The sequence below is a fragment of the Paenibacillus sp. CR_12 genome, from assembly GCF_041953985.1.
GTDB classification, from domain to species: Bacteria; Bacillota; Bacilli; order Paenibacillales; family Paenibacillaceae; genus Paenibacillus_AQ; species Paenibacillus_AQ lautus_A.
In genome coordinates, this window is sequence record NZ_JAVFHO010000004.1 from 140,329 (window position 1) to 159,298 (window position 18,970).

The 18,970-nt window shown below is 53.8% G+C and carries 15 protein-coding genes; 4 read left to right on the forward strand and 11 right to left on the reverse strand.

Annotated elements, in window-relative coordinates:
• The first annotated feature begins 13 nt into the window (after window positions 1-13).
• Complete coding sequence (locus RB297_RS16320) at window positions 14-196, forward strand: DUF2188 domain-containing protein (RefSeq protein ID WP_015734417.1); 183 nt, start codon at window positions 14-16, stop codon at window positions 194-196.
• A 65-nt stretch (window positions 197-261) separates the two neighbouring features.
• Here the strand turns inward: RB297_RS16320 and RB297_RS16325 are convergent, their stop codons facing one another.
• Entirely contained in the window at window positions 262-954 is a 693-nt protein-coding gene (locus RB297_RS16325) for a YitT family protein (RefSeq protein WP_009592920.1), read from the reverse strand.
• A gap of 490 nt (window positions 955-1,444) precedes the next feature.
• On the opposite strand from RB297_RS16325, the gene hmpA reads away from it, so the two are divergent.
• Window positions 1,445-2,650 carry an NO-inducible flavohemoprotein gene (gene hmpA, locus RB297_RS16330; RefSeq protein ID WP_375120955.1) on the forward strand — a complete coding sequence of 402 codons (1,206 nt, stop codon included), beginning with the start codon at window positions 1,445-1,447 and terminating at the stop codon, window positions 2,648-2,650.
• Window positions 2,651-2,850: 200 nt separating this feature from the next.
• Here the strand turns inward: hmpA and RB297_RS16335 are convergent, their stop codons facing one another.
• A complete protein-coding gene (locus tag RB297_RS16335; protein WP_375120956.1) occupies window positions 2,851-3,360 on the reverse strand; it encodes a Crp/Fnr family transcriptional regulator in 510 nt (169 codons plus the stop codon).
• Between the two features lie 179 nt (window positions 3,361-3,539).
• Between RB297_RS16335 and RB297_RS16340 the strand changes: the two genes are divergently transcribed.
• Both RB297_RS16340 and RB297_RS16345 read left to right on the forward strand, forming a co-directional pair.
• Window positions 3,540-3,926 carry a YhjD family protein gene (locus tag RB297_RS16340; protein ID WP_375120957.1) on the forward strand — a complete coding sequence of 129 codons (387 nt, stop codon included), beginning with the start codon at window positions 3,540-3,542 and terminating at the stop codon, window positions 3,924-3,926.
• 29 nt (window positions 3,927-3,955) lie between these two features.
• Window positions 3,956-6,103, forward strand: coding sequence for a YhgE/Pip family protein (locus RB297_RS16345; protein ID WP_375120958.1), 2,148 nt, complete (start codon window positions 3,956-3,958; stop codon window positions 6,101-6,103).
• 125 nt (window positions 6,104-6,228) lie between these two features.
• Here RB297_RS16345 and RB297_RS16350 read toward each other — a convergent pair whose 3' ends face one another.
• From RB297_RS16350 to RB297_RS16390, 9 genes are all read right to left on the reverse strand, one after another.
• A complete protein-coding gene (locus RB297_RS16350) occupies window positions 6,229-7,314 on the reverse strand; it encodes a glycosyl hydrolase family 18 protein (RefSeq protein ID WP_375120959.1) in 1,086 nt (361 codons plus the stop codon).
• Window positions 7,315-7,341: 27 nt separating this feature from the next.
• Entirely contained in the window at window positions 7,342-9,099 is a 1,758-nt protein-coding gene (locus RB297_RS16355) for a polysaccharide deacetylase family protein (protein ID WP_375120960.1), read from the reverse strand.
• A gap of 44 nt (window positions 9,100-9,143) precedes the next feature.
• On the reverse strand, window positions 9,144-11,015 hold the full coding sequence (locus RB297_RS16360) for a glycosyltransferase family 2 protein (RefSeq protein WP_375120961.1): 1,872 nt from the start codon (window positions 11,013-11,015) through the stop codon (window positions 9,144-9,146).
• A gap of 20 nt (window positions 11,016-11,035) precedes the next feature.
• A complete protein-coding gene (locus tag RB297_RS16365) occupies window positions 11,036-12,349 on the reverse strand; it encodes a nucleotide sugar dehydrogenase (RefSeq protein WP_375120962.1) in 1,314 nt (437 codons plus the stop codon).
• A gap of 1 nt (window position 12,350) precedes the next feature.
• Window positions 12,351-13,838, reverse strand: a complete 1,488-nt coding sequence (locus RB297_RS16370; RefSeq protein ID WP_375120963.1) for a polysaccharide deacetylase family protein — start codon at window positions 13,836-13,838, stop codon at window positions 12,351-12,353.
• A gap of 421 nt (window positions 13,839-14,259) precedes the next feature.
• Complete coding sequence (locus tag RB297_RS16375; protein WP_096773199.1) at window positions 14,260-15,186, reverse strand: hypothetical protein; 927 nt, start codon at window positions 15,184-15,186, stop codon at window positions 14,260-14,262.
• Window positions 15,186-16,547 carry a nucleotide sugar dehydrogenase gene (locus tag RB297_RS16380; protein WP_015734405.1) on the reverse strand — a complete coding sequence of 454 codons (1,362 nt, stop codon included), beginning with the start codon at window positions 16,545-16,547 and terminating at the stop codon, window positions 15,186-15,188. The genes RB297_RS16375 and RB297_RS16380 overlap by 1 nt, the downstream gene beginning before the upstream one ends.
• Window positions 16,548-16,721: 174 nt before the next feature.
• Window positions 16,722-17,528 (reverse strand): response regulator transcription factor, encoded by an 807-nt coding sequence (locus RB297_RS16385; protein ID WP_096773198.1) that lies wholly within the window; start codon window positions 17,526-17,528, stop codon window positions 16,722-16,724.
• A gap of 58 nt (window positions 17,529-17,586) precedes the next feature.
• On the reverse strand, window positions 17,587-18,954 hold the full coding sequence (locus RB297_RS16390; RefSeq protein ID WP_176502381.1) for a glycosyltransferase family 2 protein: 1,368 nt from the start codon (window positions 18,952-18,954) through the stop codon (window positions 17,587-17,589).
• Between the last annotated feature and the right edge of the window lie 16 nt (window positions 18,955-18,970).

The following is an 18,970-nucleotide window of genomic DNA, read 5'->3' on the forward strand; positions in this document are numbered from 1 at the left end:
GAGGGATCGTACCATGCCTTGGAGCAAAAATGATTATCCGCCATCCATGAAAAATCTGGAGCCCCGGGTGAGGAATAAAGCCGTGGAAATTGCCAATGCCTTGCTGGAGGAGAACTACGATGAGGGACGTGCCATCGCCATCGCCACCGCCAAGGCACAGGAGTGGGACGAGAACCACCCCAAGGACGAGAAGTAATCGATTTAAAGCACATGAAAGAAGCTCACCCTGCATGCGGGTGAGCTTCTCTTATTGGGACCGCATTACGAACGGCCGCTAACGGTATGCTGCGCTGTTTTCGGAGTAACCGGAGTGCTTGGGGCACGGACCGCCTTCCGAACCGGTTTCTTTTCCGCTTTCTCGGTACCGTACGTCACTGTGATGGTGATCACTTGCCCGGCAATCGATACGGCTAATATAGTATATAAGGTTTCAACCAATGGCATATAGAATAGCGATAATAGCAGTACTACGGCATCCATCAGGAAAAACACCGTCCCTACCTTAAGCCCGCTCCACTCGCTGAACAGCACGGAGATTACGTCGTCACCGCCTGTCGCCCCGCCATAGCGGAGCACGATGCCGGCTCCAAAGCCCGTCAATAATCCGGACAGCAGCGCGGCTGCCAGCAAGTTATGATTCAGATCGATAACCAGCGTGGAATACCGCTCGATCAATGCGTAGAACAAGGTAAACATGCTCGCCGCAACAACGGTATTGAATATGAATTTCCGGCCCTTGATGAACAAGGCAATCAGCAGTACCGGTATGTCCATAAGGACCATACTCAATGCTGGCGGAATATCAAGCGCATATTTGCCAAGCAGCGCAAGGCCGACAAAGCCGCCTTCGGTCAAATGATTGTGAAAATTAATGTGATAATACGTAAAAGCCATTAAAAACGTTCCGAACAACATCGCCGACATGGTGATAAATGTGTTTTGTCTTTTCCTCATACAGGATCCCTCTTGTCGTAGTAGATTGGTCAGACATAGGCCAATCTCTACCTTGAGGCAACCTGGAGGAGTTCATCCTTCGAACCATAGTTCCCATCCTTTCGTAGAGACCGTCCTTGTCTTCAGACGTCCGACTTCGCTCTACAAAGGAAGCTATGTGTATGAGAGATCATAACGTTTCCAAATCGTCCTTTGGGGATTCGTCCTTCGGGGACACATGGTATCCTGATCCTTTCTCGTTTTAGTTAGAGTGCTAACATTATTATAACACAGTTGGCATACAAGCTAAACAGCTGGCTAGAATGAATTGGAATCTCTATATGGAATATGTAAAAATTCCAGCTTTAAGAACCTCCTGCGCGTAAAAATGTTGTTCACATATTCGCTGAATCCGATGTGATCTTAATCACAAGAGCCCCTCCATCGCCTGTCTATACTTAAAGGGAACACCAACTCGACTAAGTATCATATGAATCAAGGGGGAGTCTGCATGTTAAGCCAACGTACGATCGAGGTCGTTAAATCGACCGTGCCGGTTCTGGAAACCCACGGCACGGCAATCACAAGCGCATTTTACCAAAAATTGTTTCATCATCACCCGGAACTTCTTAACATATTCAACCATGCGAATCAAAGAGAAGGCAAACAGCCCTTTGCCCTGGCCAATGCCGTATACGCAGCCGCGGCCCATATCGACCGTCTTGAAGCCATCGTCCCGGTTGTTAAACAAATCGGACACAAGCACCGGGCATTAAACATTTTGCCGGAGCACTATCCGATCGTCGGCGAAACGCTGCTCGGCGCCATGAAGGATGTGCTGGGCGATGCCGCAACCCCCGAAATTATCGAGGCTTGGGCCGAAGCTTATGGCGTCATTGCCGATGTCTTTATCGGCATCGAGGCGGATATGTACCAGCAAGCCGCAAACAAAGCCGGCGGCTGGAGCGGATACCGTAATTTCGTCATTGACCGGAAGGTGGAGGAAAGCTCCGTCATTACTTCCTTTTATCTGGTACCGCAGGACGGCGGGGAAATTTCCGATTATCTGCCCGGCCAATACATCACGCTTCGGGTAAAACCTGAGGGCGAAGCCTATTATCATAATCGTCATTACAGCCTCTCGTCCGCACCCGGACATCCTTACTACAGAATTACGGTGAAACGAGAAGACGAGCTGGATGGAAAACCTGCCGGCATCGTCTCCAACTGGCTGCACCGTCATGCAGAGGTCGGGACCGTTCTCGAGGTCACGGCTCCGGCCGGTACCTTTACGCTGGATACGGACTCCGATCTTCCGCTTGCCTTGATCAGCGGCGGCGTCGGTTTGACTCCGATGGTGGCCATGCTGGAATCCGTGCTGCTGAATCAGCCGGAACGGAAAGTAAGCTTTATCCATGCGGCCAAATGCGGCAGTCAGCATGCAATGAAGCTGCATATCGATGAGCTCGCCTCGAAGCATCCGCAGCTAAGCACGTACGTCATTTATGAACAGCCGGAAACGGAAGACACTTGCCACCAAACCGGCTACATCGATCTGGAGTTCCTTCGCAAAACGGTCGATCCGAAAGCCGACTTCTATTTCTGCGGGCCGGTTCCGTTCATGCGTGCCGTGAACGGCCATTTGAAAGCGATGGAGGTGCCTGCTGACCGGATCCACTATGAATTCTTTGGTCCGGCCGGTACGCTGGAAAGTTAATATTAGGTTAACCGTATCTCAAAACCCAAAAAGATGCCCCTTTTGCAGAAGAGGGGCATCTTTTTGGGTTTGGCGCCTTCCGGCGGCATCGATCAGCCGCGAAGGGTGCATCGACTCATTGCTTTGTCCGGCGCATGCTCGTGCAGGGTTTTATAAACCGATGTATAAAGCCGGTTCAGGCGTCGGCAAAGGGATATGGGCTAAACGTGCTTGCCGTGCTCCCGCAGCAGCCGGTTTACCGTTTCTCTCCTTACCCCGATCAGCTGTCCGATCTCTTCCTGAGTCAAATATTCGGTCAAATGTATCCCTTGGGAATACTCATCCAGCCATTGAATCAGCAGCTCCAGCCGCTCCGCCGGCCCGCCCACGGTTAAGTGATCCAGCCTCATCTGCATGAACCTCACCTTTTCCTGCAGCAATCTGGCAACCTCGAGCGGTTTTCGCGGATCCTCCTCCAGCTGTCGATACCAAGTTTCAGACGATATTACCTCCACTTCGCTCTGAATCAGCGCGATCGCGGTTCCATGCGTTTCCTTCGGGCTGATCAGCGAGTGATGGGGTACCGTTTCGCCGGGATATAAAATATTGAAAAGCACCATATTGCCGTTGGCATGCAGACGGGTCACCTTAAACAATCCGCTCCGAATGTGATATAAATGATCCCCGCTATCCCCTTGCCGGAACAATATTTCGCCTTTATGCAGTATCATGGTTAATCTCCTCCAGAAAAATGCAGTTATCAGGAGTGTAAACGATATGCCGCCATGAATCCACCGGGGTGATCACAAATGCCAGAAATTAATGGTTGCAGGCCGAATAAGCATGGCATACCATGTATATAATAGAACGTGTGTTCTTATATTTTTTCAAGTCCGGGGATGTGTCTCTTATGATGAAACCTTCCACTCCTCCTCCGCCTTCGGTCGAAGACGAAGCCCTGATCAAAGATTATCTGCTGCATGACCTGCTTCAGTCTGTTCTCGAACGGGATATTGGAATCCTCAAGACCCTCAAGCTCAAAATGGCCGAAATCTATATTTTAAATCTGCAGCATATCCAAAAAGGGATTTCGGCACGCGCCTGGTCCATTCAACAGCAGATGAAGCGGCGCGGCATCCGGATTCAAAGCCAGGGCCGTACCCCCGAGGAAGGGCTGCAGGTGCATTATCTGTGCCGCGGGTATGAAGGCAGCCTGCTCTGCGATCGGCCCTCTCTCAAGGAAGAGATAAAAGAGCGGCTCGTTTCGTATCTTGGCACGGATTTGGCGGTATACTAGCTCCAACTACGTACAAGACAGGAGCGCTCATGAAGAATATTATCCATATATATTCTGCCGATATCCGTAGAATCGTCCGCAATTGGGCTGCAGCCGTTATCATCGGGGGGCTTGCCCTCCTTCCTTCTCTATATGCCTGGTTTAACATCGAAGCTTCCTGGGATCCCTACGGCCAAACCTCAGGTGTATCCATTGCCGTTGCCAACCTGGATAAAGGCACCACCCTTCGCGACCAGCCCATTAACCTGGGCAAAGAAATCGTGGAGTCCCTGCATCGCAATGAGAAGCTGGGGTGGCGGTTTACGGAGGACAGCGAGAATGCGATACAGGGGGTGCGGCGCGGCACCGATTATGCCGCTATCGTCATTCCGGAGAACTTCTCCGCCCGGATCGGCACCGTACTGACCAATGAGCCCGTCAAGGCACAGATCCTCTATTACACGAACGAAAAAATCAACGCCATTTCGCCCAAGGTGACGGCCCAGGGGGCATCTGCCGTCGTGGAGGAAGTCAGCAAAAATTTCATCAAAACCGCCAACGGCACCATCTTCGAGATTTTCAACACGCTCGGGATCGAGATCGAGAACCAGCTCCCTGCGATCAACAAAGTACGAAGCTTGCTGTTCCGGCTCGAAAAAAGCTTTCCCGAGCTCAACGAGGCGGTGAGCACGGCCCAGCAGGATATCAAGCTGGCCAACCGGTTGGTTCAGCAGGCCGATGCCGCTCTGCCCCGCCTTGAAGGGATTGCCACGGACGGCAAGGAAATGGCCGGTGCGCTGGCGGAGTTCGCGAATCAGGCCGCAGGGGCCTCGAAATCGCTGGAGCCTGCGCTGCGGCAGGACTTGGAGGTGCTGGGTGCAGCCACCGGAACGCTTTCGCAAGTGCTGGACGCGCTAGGGCAAAAAGGCATCGACCCGAAGGAGCTGGCCAGCCGCCTGACCGCTGCGAAGGAGCGCGCTCAGACTGCAGCGCAAGCCGCGGCCAGGCTAGGGCAATTGTTCAAGCGGCTGGGCTCGATCTCCCCGGCGGCGGCTTCCGCGGCGGCCAAGCTCGAGGACATTGCCGCACGATGGACCTCGGCTCAAGCCGCGCTCCAAACCATTGCCCAAGCGGTGGAACGGGGGGAGGAAGCACCTGCGGATTCCATCGATAAGCTGAAGAAGCTGACCGATGACATTACGGGGCTGACCGACGCGCTGCTAAGCCGGTACGACAGCGAAATCGGCCCGGCGATAAGCAAGGCCTTCACCAAGGGCTCCGATACGGCCAAGCGCGTTCAGCAGGAATTGACCCAGGCGCTTGCCAGCGTCCCCGACATCCAGCGTTTGCTTCAAGATGCACGGAAAGGCCTCAAAGTGGGAGGCCAAGAAGTGCAGCTCGCCCAAAATCGCCTGCCGGAGGCGGAGCTTCGGATTACGCAGCTGGCCAACCGGCTGCGCGAGATGGAAGCGGAAGGGGATATTCAAGAGATCATCGATCTTCTCCAAAACAATTTCGAGCTCGAGAGCCAGTTTTTTGCCGAGCCGGTTACGCTGGAAGAGAATCGCCTGTACCCCATCCCGAACTACGGCTCCGCGATGTCGCCCTTCTTCACGACCTTGTCCTTGTGGGTAGGCGCCCTGCTGCTCGTTTCCCTGCTCTCCGTTGACGTACATGATGAGCAGAGAAGCTTCCGCAGCATCGAGGTTTACTTCGGACGCTATCTCACCTTTCTGACCATTGCCCTGTTCCAGGCGCTGTTCGTTACCCTAGGCGATATTTATTTGCTGGGAACCTATGTGGTGAACCCCGGCTGGTTCATTCTGTTTGCGCTGCTGATCAGCTGCGTTTTCATGCTGATCGTCTATACGCTGGTGTCCGTATTCGGCAATGTCGGAAAAGCGATGGCGATCGTTCTGCTCGTGCTGCAGCTGGCCGGCGCGGGCGGGACCTTTCCGATCCAGATGACGCCGCCGTTCTTCCAGGCATTGCATCCGTATTTGCCGTTCACCTATGCCATCAGCATGATGCGGGAAGCCGTCGGCGGCATCCTGTGGGATATCGTCATCCGCGATATGCTGCTCATGCTGGTCTTCGCGGCGATCGCGCTTGTGATCGGGATCGTGCTCAAGAAGCCGATCAACCGGGCCAGCAGCGGGCTGATCCGCAAAGCGAAAGCTTCAAAGCTCATCCATTGACTCCCCTTTCGATGGGGACGGACAGAATGACGAGCGGACTGCCCCCCGAATGTTCCCATACGTGAAAGGACACCCCGAGCGGCTTCTTATTGAAGCCGCGGGGTGTCCTTTTGGGTTATGCGAAATCATTCATGATGGGATTGCTGTCGAATTTCGCTCAACTTCTGCAGCGTATTTGCATCCATTTCGCCGAGCCGCCAGATCGCAATCTTCGAAATGCCCGCCTCCCCCGCCGCATCCATCCATCCGGCAAGGGTCGTTCCGTCCGCATACCATACGGTATGCCCGATGCCTTGGTCGTCCGTGTACTCGAAGTATAGGGCCCCGCTGTCCGGATCCCGCTTCGGTTCGTCCGGGCTGGCACGCGCCAGCTCTACCGCACGCTTCTCCGTTAAAGAAACCGCCTTGCCATTCTCCGCCCAGTCAAACCCGCCAACCGACAACGCGATGGCATGGTCTCCCGGCAGCTGCCGCAGTTTGCCCCCCAGCTCCTTGATCATGGCATAATCCGCCTTCGGTCCGGGTCCGCTATGCCCCCCGTACAGGTTGTATGCCATCAGGACATAATCCGGCCCCTCCGGCAGCTTAAGCGATGACAGGGATACGCCAGGCTCCAGCACGATTCGAAGCGAGAGGCCTTCCGCCCGGAGACGCTCATACAGCTCCTCGTACAGCGCGGAGAGGTTGGCCCCATCCTCCTTGCGGACCTTCTCGTAATCCAATTCCACGCCGTCGAAGCCGTGCTGGGATGCCATGTCCAGAATCTGCCTGATATGTTGGCTGCGGCTTTCGGGAGTAGCGACGAGCCGGGATATCAGCTCCGGATCCTTCTGTTTGGCCGTTCCATCGGGATGGAAACGATCGTTGACGATCGTCAGGACGCCGCGAGCCGGCCCCCCTTCCTTGGACGCCTCCAGGAACGCAGGCAGCGCCTCCCGAAAATCCGACGTCAAGTAAAGCTCGTCTTTATGATTGAAATAGGCTGCAAACAGCTTGATTTCTTCAAGCCCATCACCGAGCTGCTTCCAATCTGTCATGCCCGTCTCCCACTGCCAATCCGTAATCCAGGCAGACAGCTTGACTTGCGCCTGCAGCGGCTGGGGCAGCATCGATGGCTCCTTCTTTTGATCCTCCAACCACCAGAAGGAGACGGCAGCGCACAATACGGCAAACCCCGCAGCTGCCGCCCATTTCTTCCTGCGATTCTTCATTCGTTGTTCACGTCCTACGCCCAATTTTTAGAAAGTCTCGACAGCCCAGTCGACCGCGCGATTCATGCTTCGCTGCACGCCGGTCAGGACACCGGCAAGTCCGGACGGCTTGTTCGTAAACAGCAGCTTACGTTCGGCACCCGGTTGCTCCGACACAATCGTGACATCTTCAAAGACGGCGTCGTAAATATCATCCTTTTCGTTCTGCTCATGATACTCCGATTCAAGCGCCACGCCTCCTGCGCCGATCGATGCATCCACAGGCTGCCGGTCCAAAAGCACCTGCCGATCAACGCTCACGGACAGGGCATCGCCTTTCACCGAAATCTCCAGCCACCGATTTCCGAGTATGTTGACAGGGTACTCATTCTCATCATCCCGGTCTCCGGACAGCGTCTGCTCCTTTGTATAGACCGAAGCCTTATCGAATTGCAGATCCTCTTCGCCCCATGCCACCTTCGGCAAGGCGTACGTGAACAGCTCCTCGGGAGCTTGGCCCGCTATCTTCTGTTCCACCACCACGTGGTTGTTCTCCAGCAGAAGCCTGAGATACGAATCCTTCGTTCGGTCGTAACGGACATAAACCGACTGCCGTCCTACCACATTGCCAAGCGCTTTGGCCGAGACGGTGACGTCTTGCTCCCCGCTGCCCTTCAAATACACGGTTCCTGCCTGGGACGGGGGCGATGTGACCACCATCCGGTTATCCGTAAATTCTGCCGCTCCGCCAAGCAGCTCCCACTTGTCAGCCTGCTCCGTGTCGCCCCGTACAAACTGCATAGGCTGCCCTTTGTCCTTATGCAGCTTCATTAACAGGTGATTGGTAGACCAATACGGCGCGGGCTGGACCCGGGTCAGATTATACAGATCGCTATCCTTCGAATTGAAGGCAACGCCTTCCCGGTTGAAATTCATCCCGAACAACTTCTGAATCTGATCCGAATTGGCATTCGCCACAAGCTGATTCATTCCTCCGCCGAGCGCATTGGCATGCATGATCATATACGTGAGCGGAACGTAACCGAGCGATTCCGTGTAAACCTTGTCCATTGCCGCATAGTCGGCCCGGATCCGCTCTTCCATCTCGGCGCGGTTCTCGAGCGGAATCATGTTCTCGTCGCGGATGAAATCCATCAAATAGTGGTTGTAATATTCCACGTTGGATTTGACCGTCAGCTCGCGCTCGTCTTTAACGCCGACATAACGGCCCTCATCATCGAAAATATTGATATAGGTCAGCCGGTTGCCGTTAGTCCCAAGCTCCCAATACCCGGTGCGGGTCATCTTCAGCATGTCCTTCGGCTGCAGAAATTTCCGTTCGCTGTTGCCCATTTTGTTGGCATAGGACAAAAAGGTAGCCTTATAATTATATTTTTCAAGCAGCGGCTGCGCGAACAGCGCGGAATCATTCCGCCCGTCTTCAAAGGACAGGTACAGCGCCTTGTCGGGCAGCTTCTTGCCATGGCTGTAATAATCGATGATATCCTGCTGCGAAATCGTCGTATAGCCCTGTTCGTATAAGGCCTTCAGCTGGGCATCCAGCTGGGCCTTGGATACGAGCTTGGACGTCCCGGTGCGGCCGACCCCGAAATAGGACAGGGCAATAAAGCCCTGATCCTGACGCCAGGCGGATCTGTCCGGCTCCTTATATGTTCGAAAATCGAAAATCGCATTGGCCAACAGGACGGCTGCAACGGCCAATACAATGACCTGTGCCGTTACTTTGATGATTTTCCTGCGATTTTTTCGCCGAACATTGAGGGCTGTTTTTTGTTTTTTAGCCATATGTCATCCTCACTTCAATCCTCACTTCAACCGCTTTGACACGATCAGAACGGTAATCCGAATTTTTTGCCTTTGCGCTTGCGGGCTTCCTTCTTCTCCCTGGCTTCGATATCCTGCGGCGTTTCCCGGGTCCCCCACGTCGATTTCCAGAAGGTAAACCAAGCCACCGGCATCTGCCATAACAGGACGAATTCATAGAAGAGACAGAATACGAAGCCGAACACCCAAAGTCTGCTCTTCCGGAACAGCAGGTGGGCCAGGCTCATCAGCAGCGCCATCAGCAGCAATCCCATCAGGAAGGTCCCCGGGAAAATGCCGTGAACGATCGGCACGTACATGAGGTTGTAGGCAACCACGACAGGCGCGGCAATCGGCACGATCAGGCCTATGTAAAAAAACAACGCCATAAACGGCTCTTTGCGCCATATGAAACTTCCGGCCCGCAGCGATTCGCGCAGCCAGGAGCGCTTCCACCGCATCTGCTGCTTCAGAAACACCTTCATCTGCGAAGGCACGATCGTCGAGCAAATGGCAGAATCCTGGTAAGCGGTCCGATGCGTTTTCAAAATAAAGTTCGTCATGCTCCGGTCGTCTCCGAAGGTGGCGGGCCTGCCCAGAAACTTCTGGTTCAGCCAAGCGTCCGCATGCTGCTCGATCAGCTCTTTCCGATAGCAGGATAACGGACCCGACAGGCAGGTCACGCTGTCAAACCAGGACTCTGCAGCTTTCATGATCCGAAAGGCGATATAATAACGGACGGTCTGCAGCTTCGTCATGTTATTGGTATATTTGTTCTCGACGTCCGTCCGTCCGGCAACGCCGCCCATCTTAGGATCCTGAAAGGGCTGGACGAGGTGGCGAATCGCCGTCGGATCCAGGAAGCTGTCCGAATCCACGAAGACCACCAGGTCATGCTTGGCCATCTCGACGCCTTTGACCAGAGCGACCCGTTTGCCCGCATTCTCGGGCAGCACCATATAGGACAAGCGCTCCCGGGTAGCGTAACGCTCCGCCTCGGAATGAATCAACTCGATCATGTCTTGGATCTGCTGTACCGACTGGTCCGTCGATCGGTCATCCACCACAATGACCTCCAGCTTGTCTACGGGATAGTCCTGATTCATGCAGCTGAGTATCGTGCGTTTGATCCATTCCGCTTCATTGAAGCAGGGGATGATAATGGAAACTCCCGGCGTATAATCCGGATTGATCGGCACATCGCGGTACAACGCTCCGAACAGGTAGCGCGTCAGCAGAAACAGGGCCGCGATCAGGCTGTACAAATACAGCACCATGTTGTATTTGAAATAAATGATGCTCTCCGCCCGCATCAGCATGATGAAGAGCACCGCCATGAACAGCAATGCGCTGGCGGAATATACGGAATACCCCCACCGTTTGCGCTGAAAATAATCCGTGAGCGGTTTCTCGAACTCCAAGGCAAGCAGATGCTCTTCGCCGGCTTCCGTCGAATTCAGGGCCCTGCGGACAACGGCTGCATCGATTCTGACGCTCGATTCGAAGCCCTCGGGCATAGCCCCCGGCGGGATGCGGAATCGCGCCTTCACTTTGTCGCCGACTTCGAGGCTTGAAGAGTCATCCGGCAGCCTGAGCAGAAGGCCCGTGGCCGAAATATCGGCAGCCACGCCCTTAATCCCGGCTTTTTTCTTTTTCCCGTTCGGGACAAGCAAAACTTCAAAATCCGCCTCGTAACGCAGGCTGAGCATCCGCAGCTTGTTGACGTACTCAGAGCTGGACAAATCCTCCCCGGGCTTCTGCGCCCGGTTGCCTCTTCGGTCCGCGTTCATCCGGATCTGCTCCGGATCGGGCACATAGGAAAGTGTCCGCCTGTCGGTGCGCGGAAGCGTTAGCACTTCCTTGGTGCTCTTCGGTTGCTTTCTTTTTATAATCCTCATTGCCTTCTCCCATCGTTATCTTACAAACTCCAATAATGAAAGCCATGGGCTTCGCATTCGGTTTTTGGATAAGCTCCCTTCACGTCGATCAGAAGCTTCGCCTGTTCCGAACTGAACATCTCCTTGAATGCCGCAATCCCGAGCTGCTTGAACTCCCGGTGAGCGACCGCCACTACCGCAATCTGGATTCCGCTCAGCTCGCTCATGTCCGACAGCTCGATGCCGTATTCCTCATAAGCCTGCTTCGGGTCTACGTGCGGGTCCGCCACCATCGGCCGGATTCCGTAATCCTGCAGCTCCCGAATAATATCGATGACCTTGGAATTGCGGATATCCCGGCAGTCCTCCTTGAACGAAAGGCCCATGACGGCCACCTTCGCCTTCATCAGATCTATCCCTTGGCGAATCGCAAGTTTAATGACGTGCTGGGCGACGTATTTTCCCATTCCGTCATTGATATGCCGTCCTGCCAAAATAATCTTGGAATGATACCCCGTATCCTCGGCCTTATACGTCAGATAATACGGGTCGATTCCGATGCAATGCCCGCCGACGAGACCAGGGCGGAACGGTAGGAAATTCCATTTCGTTTCCGCTGCGCGCAGCACGGCATTCGTATCGATGTCCATCTGGTTGAACAGCATCGAAAGCTCGTTCATAAAGGCAATGTTGATGTCGCGCTGCGCATTCTCGATGACCTTTGCCGCTTCCGCCACCCGGATGGATTCCGCCCGGTGAACGCCTGCCTCGATAATCAGCTCATACAGTCTGGCAACCGTCTCCAGCGCCTCCTGATCATTGCCGGACACGATTTTCACGATGGTCTCCAGCCGGTGGACCTGGTCTCCGGGGTTAATCCGTTCCGGAGAATATCCCACCTTGAAATCCTCGCCCAGCCGCAGGCCCGACTCCTCTTCGAGAATCGGAATGCAGACTTCCTCCGTAACGCCCGGATAGACCGTTGACTCATAGACAACCACCGCTCCCCGCGTCAAGGCGCGGCCGACCAAACGGCTGGCATTCCGCACGAATTTCAGGTCCGGCACATTGCCGCTTTTTACGGGTGTCGGAACGGCCACGATAAAGCAGCGAGCCTCCTTCAGCTTGTCCGGATCCGAGGTGAAATCGGCCGCACAGCCCGCAAGCAGGGCATCTCCGATCTCACCGGTAGCATCGAATCCGCTGCGATACTGAGATACCTTCGCCTCGCTCAGATCAAAGCCGATGACATCCAGCCTTTTCGAGAACGCGACCGCCAGCGGCAGTCCGACATAGCCCAGTCCGACGACCGCCAATTTATTCACGCGGTCCAGCATGTTTTCATATAATTCCATTTTACTCCATCTCCATTGCGGCCTGGTCCTGCAACTGCATCATGTCCGCCATTTTTACAAACGTGTATCCTTTATCCTTGAGGCCTTCCAGCACGCGGGGCAGCGCCTCAATGGTATGAATGTCATCCAGCATATGCAGCAAGATGACGCTTCCCGGCTGCGTCTTGGTCATAACCCCGTTCACAATATCGTCGGCACTATTGGAAATATCCCAATCCAGCGTCGTCACGTCGTACATGGCAATCACCGGGTAACCGACTGCCGCCAACGCTTTGGCCCGTTTATCGTCGACCACGCCGGTCGGCGGACGAAACAGCATGACAGGCTGCTGCTGGATGGCTTCGGTAATGACCTGATGCGCCTTGACGACATCCTGCTGAAGCTCTTCGGGCGTCAGCGATGTAACGACGGGATGGCTGTAGGAATGGTTGGCCACGTCATGCCCGCCTTCCACCATCGCCCGCGCCAAATTCGGATTGCTTTCCACGCCTTTGGCCCTCAGGAAGAAGGTCGCTTTGACATCATGCTCGGCCAAAATATCGAGTATGCGGGTCACCGTTTTATCGCTTCCGAAATCGTCAAACGTCAGGGCGACTTCTTTTTTGTCGGTATCGACTTGATAAACCAGCTCATACTTCGCCCGTTGATAATCCGGATTGATGCGGGCAGCGTCATATCCCGGAATTTGCTCGAGCGGCTTTCGCTCGCCCCCGTTCTGCACCAGCTCATCCAGCGTAACCAGCCGATATCCGATATCGTCCACGGCCTTGGCAATGTATTTTATAGAAGAGACCACTTCCGGATTGACGTCGGTGTTCATGGAGATGATCCCGCCTCTGGAGACGAACCTCGCCACGTATTCTCCGATGGCTTCGGCACTCTGCATATCGCGGTCCTTCGGATTGATGTTATAGCTGACAACCGCCTTCATTCCAAGATGCGCTGCCGCCAGCGGCACATCTTCCGGGTAATCGCCCGAACGCGTCCGGACATAGCGGGGCTGGGCGCCGGTCTCCCGTTCAATAACGTCGTTTGCCAGCTTGATCTCCTTATAGATCTGGTCGTAATCCAGCTTGTTCATATCCAGCTGATTGAGCGTATTGTTCTCGATTTCATGGCCACCGGCCAAGATTGCCCCCGCAATGTCCGGCTCCTCCGCCACTCGGATGCCCGGAAGAAAGAAGGTCGCCTTGATTCCGTACGCTTCCAGTTCATCGATCAGTGCCGTCATGGTGGCTTTATCCCCCATGCCGTTAAAGGTAAGCGCCAATTCCTTCCTGGCCGTATACACGTACGGCATTTCCCTGCTCTTCTCCCCCGTATACCGCTCCACCTTTTGAGCAGGCGCTATCGGTCCTCCCGCTTCATCGCTGGAGGCTGCTTTACCGCCAAAAAAACCGCAGCCGCCCAAAAACGCCAGGATCGCCAGCAAAGCGGTCATTCGGGAAAGCATGCAAAACACTCGGTTACTACTAGAAACTCTCTTCATTTGAATACTCCTTTAACATTTCAAACAGGGCTTATTGTGGAGCCCCTCCTGAACAAACCATTAGAATTTAACACCAACCTGACGTAATTGCTATGCTTTTTTGAAAAAATTCATAAAATTCCACCTTTTTCAAAAATCAATAATTTAAGAGCTTAGGAATCGTCTTCCACCTTATGTCAATGTTTTCCTTTTGATTCAAAGCATGTTCCTCTGCCTGCCGCTCAATGATTCCCATTATAGAATTCGGTTCTCTACAATTTCTAGACAATACCGCGCAGACCCGATTTCTCTTCCCTTCCTTGGACAAAAAAAATACCCCCGAAAGTCTCTTGGAGACCTTCGGAGGTACGTTGAATGAGTGAATGATATGAAGTTGTTTCCTTGTAACACGGAGCAGGGGCGGCAGGCCATCATGGCAATATCACCGCTCTTCCCCGCCCATCGCGGTTCGTTTGTGGACCCAGGCCTGATAGTGATGGACGGCCAATCCCGCAAAGGAGGAATGGTCGCTGCCAAGCTTGGCGGCACGCAGGGCTTCGTCCTCCATCTCCTGCTCGCTCTTGGAATAAAAGGTCAAATGCTCGCCTTCGTCCGTATCCCCGAGCTCCATGCCGATCCACACGGATTTGCCGAGTTCGTCGGCCTGCTCCAGCTCCTCCTTGGACAATTCATACATCTGCTCCCCGCTGTCGCGGTATGCCATAACGGCAATCGCATCCGTATTTTGGATCATCCAGCGGCTGAACGAATCGGTATCCGCTCGGCTAGGTCCAGGTATCGAATCAAGCCAGAACGGAACCGCGGCACTGAACGGGAGACCCTGACGCTTGGCCTCCTGGACCCAGACTTCCGTATTGGCGCTCCATTCTTCTACCACCCGTTCCTGTTCGCGATCCCACCTGCGAAGCACGTAAGGCTCCACATCGAACTGCACGCCCTCGAATTTCTCCTCGGGGGCGGAAGCCTGGTTGTACTCTTCCAGCCAGGCCAGCAGGTCCATCCCTTTTTGCCGGCCTTCCTCATAAGCCCAGTCGGGGTGGCCGTTCAAAGCATGGACGCTGATGCCCTGCCGATGTGCCGCAGCCACGAAATGGCGGTACTCCTCGTCCGTAACCTCTTGTTGAATTTGCAAAAAGATCGTTGTAATGCCTTCCCTGCCGCTAAAGGCTACAATCTCCTCCGTTTCACTTCGGATCAGACTTGCATCCCACAGCCAGGTAGCCTTGTTTTGATTCACCTTGCCTGACGGAAGAAGAAAAAGGATCAGCAGCAAAAGACAGATGCCGGCAGCCAAGATGATCCACTTCGCTTTTGCATCGATATGCCTCAGTCTTCTCGTCCATTTCATCAGATCAAGACAGCCTCGCCCGGCTCAGGCACATGCTGAACGGAATGGCCGATCTTGTAAATATGAGGCTCGGCATACGCTTTAAATGCATTCCGCGTGTCCAAGATCGGCACGCCGGCCGAAGCGATCGAATGATAATCCAGATTGCTGTGGTTCGTAATGAGGACGATGCAATCGTACCGGCTGAATTTCGCGAGATCATACTCCACGCTGCGAATCGTTTCGCCTTGCTTATCCACGAAACTGTTGGCATACGGATCGTAGTAATCCACATAAGCGCCGTTCTCCTTGAACTGTTCGTAAACTTCGAGGCCCGGGGATTCGCGCAAATCGCTGATGTCCGGTTTGTAGGCCATGCCTAACAACAGGATATTGGAGCGTTTGATCGATTTGGCATATTCATTCAGAATCGTCGCCGTTTTGTTGATCACGTAGTAAGGCATGTTGTCATTGGTGGATTGTGCCAGCTCAATGAATTTGCTGTAAAAGCGGAAGCCCTTGGCCTTCCACGATAAGTACATGGGATCCAGCGGGATGCAGTGGCCGCCGATGCCTGGCCCCGGATAGAACGGCATGAAACCGAACGGCTTGGTGGCCGCCGCATTGATCACTTCCCATACATCGATGCCCATACGGTCGCACATCATCGCCATCTCGTTGACGAAGGCGATATTCACGCTGCGGAACGTATTTTCCAGCAGCTTCGACATTTCCGCAACTTTCGGATTGCTGACAGGTACAACCGTCTCCACGTACTGTTTGTACAGCGCTTCGCCCAGCTTCAGGCAGGCATCCGTCGTTCCGCCGATCACCTTCGGCGTGTTCCGCGTATTAAAGCGGCTGTTGGACGGATCGACGCGCTCCGGCGAGAAGCACAGATAGAAGTTCTGGCCGACCTTGTAACCGAGCTTCTCGATCGGTTGTTGAATCAGTTCCTCCGTGGTTCCCGGATACGTCGTGCTCTCCAGCGTAATTAACAGATTAGGCTTCATGAAGCGTTTGAGCTGATCGACTACCATTGTAATGTAGGAAGTATCCGGGTCCTGATTCTCGCTGAGCGGCGTCGGCACGCAGATGCTGACCGCGTCAATGACGGCGATCATGCTGTAATCCGTTGTCGGCTTAAAGCGTCCGGTCTCCATGCATGCCGCAAGCTCTTCGGACGAGATGTCCGTAATGTAGGACTCGCCGCGGTAAATGCGGTCGATTTTGTCGGAATCCAGATCGATGCCGATGACCGTAAATCCTTGTTTCACCATTTCCACAGCCAGCGGCAAACCTACATAACCTAGTCCCACAACACCCAGTACAGCTTTCTTATTTTCAATGGCACTCAATAAAGTTTCATATTCCTCATTCACAAGTATTCAACCTCCATCGGATGTATAGTCTATTCGTCTATTTCTTTTGTTCGTCGGCCAAAAGACAGACTTGTTTGTTGAACTCTTTCCTTGCGATTAAAGAACCTCTTCAGCTCAACTAATCACGTATCAATCCTGAATCTCATCTAACTAAAAGCTTTAATAACCATGTGTTTAATGAAGGCAGCGTCGGATGCGGGCATCCAGCTCCACCGGCGAGAACGGTTTGGTTACGTAGTCATCGACCCCGTTTTGGAAACATTGGCTGATGGTTTGCTCTACCCGCTTCTCGGTTAACACGACAATTTTCGGCGGCTCCTTCACGTCCAGCTGCTGGATATGATGAATGAACGGCAGGCCGTCGATGCCATGCAGGTTCAGCTCGGTCAGGACAAGATCCGGCTCCCATTTCGGGATGAGCTCCAGTGCCTCCAAACCATCCACCGCTTCCAGCGTTTCGTAACCCTGCATGGCCAAGCGAATCTGTAAAAATTCCCTCACCGTGGCATCTTGGTCCACAATGAGAATGCGGTTTTGGCCGCTGTCCGCTTCCTCCTGCGTAAATATATGAATATCCGAAGAGGTGCTGAGCCTGGCGGTTTCCGCCATCTGCTTCAACGTCTGCCGAGGCGGCGCTTCCGTAAGCGCTGCAAGCGTAATACGCGGGTCCGCTTGCTCGAAACGGCCCTGCAGATGCTGCTTCAGGAGCAGTGCCTGATAATGGGCGGCATCCAGCGTGTAGCCAGGCAGGGTAACAGCCGATACGCCGGTATTGGCGTCGTGCAGAACCTCGCCGTTTACGCCGGTCAGCTGGTCCATAAAGCTCTGAACCTCCGCCAGCTCAGCCTCCGTCCCGGACGGATTGCCAGCACAGTACAGAAACAGCAATGCTGTTCCATTGGGATGTTCTCTCACTTCCTCCTCCACGCGGCCGTAAAAATCAACGGCCTGCACGCGTTGCAATGTTGCCGATTGAGACATAACAGTAAGTCCCACCTCTCTTTATATTTTGATGCTGCATTTGAACCGGGCCTTGAAGTCAAGCCGCCTCGTTCTTATCTTTCCAGCTCTGCCGGGTCATGGTGCCCCATGAATTGTTGTTTTGCAAATATTGAATATGTCCCTGTACTCTCCACAGCACGCCAAGCTGATGGTAACCCACAAACTTGAGCGCCGAGAAGAGGAGCATTTTCACCAGGTCGGACAATTTGGTATACCGGCGGAAGGCCATCTCCTCCAGGATGAGGGCTCCCACACTGAGCAGGTACCCGCTTAAAAAATTGACGAGCCCGAACACGACCAGCACATGCCAATTTGTCATATCCAGCAAAACATATCCAAGCAGAGCCAGAAGGCCCGTAATTCTGAAGTAAGGGTTTAGCGCTTCGAAAATAACGTTGTAGGGCATTGTCAACAAGCCCATGACTTTATATTTCGGATTGAACACCATATCCCGGTTCTCGATCATGTTCTTCAAGTTTCCGCGTCCCCAGCGCTTGCGCTGATTGGACAAAATGTTGTAGCTGTCCGGCGCCTGCGTCCAGCACACCGCTTCCGGACAAAAGGAAACGCGGTATTTGATTTTATTTTCCAGCATATAACGGTGCAGCTTGATAATGATGTTCATATCTTCGCCGGGGTAACCGCCGCGATAGCCGCCAACCGCAATGACATAGTCTTTCCGGAACAAACCGAAGGCCCCGGAGACGATGATGAGCCCGTTGAAATGGCTCCACCCGATTCGGCCCCCCAGAAAAGCTTTCAAATATTCGATCGATTGAAACATCGGCCACATCCGGCGCGGCAAGGATACGTCCTTAACCTCACCGTTCTCGATCACGCAGCCATTGGCAATCCGGACGTCGCCGCCGATCGCCACCGTCTCCTCGGGATTCTCCATGTACATCCGGGCCATCCGGATCAGCGCATCCTTCTCCAGCAATGAATCCGCATCGATGGAAGAAATCAGCGGATAACGGGACAGGTTGATGCCCGCGTTCAAGGAATCCGCTTTACCGCCGTTCTCCTTGTCGATGAGGTATAGCTGCGGGTACTGCGGATTATAATAAATGCCCCGCACCTTGTTCGTGCTGATGTTGCCTCGGATCTCCGGATTGGGCAGCAGTGTCAAACCATACTCCTCAATCAGCACCTTCAGCGTTTCGTCGGAGGATCCGTCATTGATGACGATGACCTCGTAGGTTGGATAGTTCAGCGTCATGAGGCAGCGGACATTCTCCGCGATCGTCAGCTCTTCGTTATAGGCCGGGACCAGCAAGGATACCGATGGTACCAGTTCCGAGCCCGAAAGCGTATTGTATTTCGAATACGTCGCGCGTCTGAAAATATCCTTAATATTTCTGAAAGAAAACATCAGAATTACAAAATAAAGCGCGCTAACGATCATGACGTAATAAATCGCC

Bases quoted from the DNA above. Each gene is read 5' to 3' on its own strand.
- RB297_RS16320 (WP_015734417.1), top strand. From the start codon at position 14: ATGCCTTGGAGCAAAAATGATTATCCGCCATCCATGAAAAATCTGGAG.
- RB297_RS16325 (WP_009592920.1), bottom strand. From the start codon at position 954: ATGAGGAAAAGACAAAACACATTTATCACCATGTCGGCGATGTTGTTC.
- hmpA (WP_375120955.1), top strand. From the start codon at position 1,445: ATGTTAAGCCAACGTACGATCGAGGTCGTTAAATCGACCGTGCCGGTT.
- RB297_RS16335 (WP_375120956.1), bottom strand. From the start codon at position 3,360: ATGATACTGCATAAAGGCGAAATATTGTTCCGGCAAGGGGATAGCGGG.
- RB297_RS16340 (WP_375120957.1), top strand. From the start codon at position 3,540: ATGATGAAACCTTCCACTCCTCCTCCGCCTTCGGTCGAAGACGAAGCC.
- RB297_RS16345 (WP_375120958.1), top strand. From the start codon at position 3,956: ATGAAGAATATTATCCATATATATTCTGCCGATATCCGTAGAATCGTC.
- RB297_RS16350 (WP_375120959.1), bottom strand. From the start codon at position 7,314: ATGAAGAATCGCAGGAAGAAATGGGCGGCAGCTGCGGGGTTTGCCGTA.
- RB297_RS16355 (WP_375120960.1), bottom strand. From the start codon at position 9,099: ATGGCTAAAAAACAAAAAACAGCCCTCAATGTTCGGCGAAAAAATCGC.
- RB297_RS16360 (WP_375120961.1), bottom strand. From the start codon at position 11,015: ATGAGGATTATAAAAAGAAAGCAACCGAAGAGCACCAAGGAAGTGCTA.
- RB297_RS16365 (WP_375120962.1), bottom strand. From the start codon at position 12,349: ATGGAATTATATGAAAACATGCTGGACCGCGTGAATAAATTGGCGGTC.
- RB297_RS16370 (WP_375120963.1), bottom strand. From the start codon at position 13,838: ATGAAGAGAGTTTCTAGTAGTAACCGAGTGTTTTGCATGCTTTCCCGA.
- RB297_RS16375 (WP_096773199.1), bottom strand. From the start codon at position 15,186: ATGAAATGGACGAGAAGACTGAGGCATATCGATGCAAAAGCGAAGTGG.
- RB297_RS16385 (WP_096773198.1), bottom strand. From the start codon at position 17,528: ATGTCTCAATCGGCAACATTGCAACGCGTGCAGGCCGTTGATTTTTAC.
- RB297_RS16390 (WP_176502381.1), bottom strand. From the start codon at position 18,954: ATGATCGTTAGCGCGCTTTATTTTGTAATTCTGATGTTTTCTTTCAGA.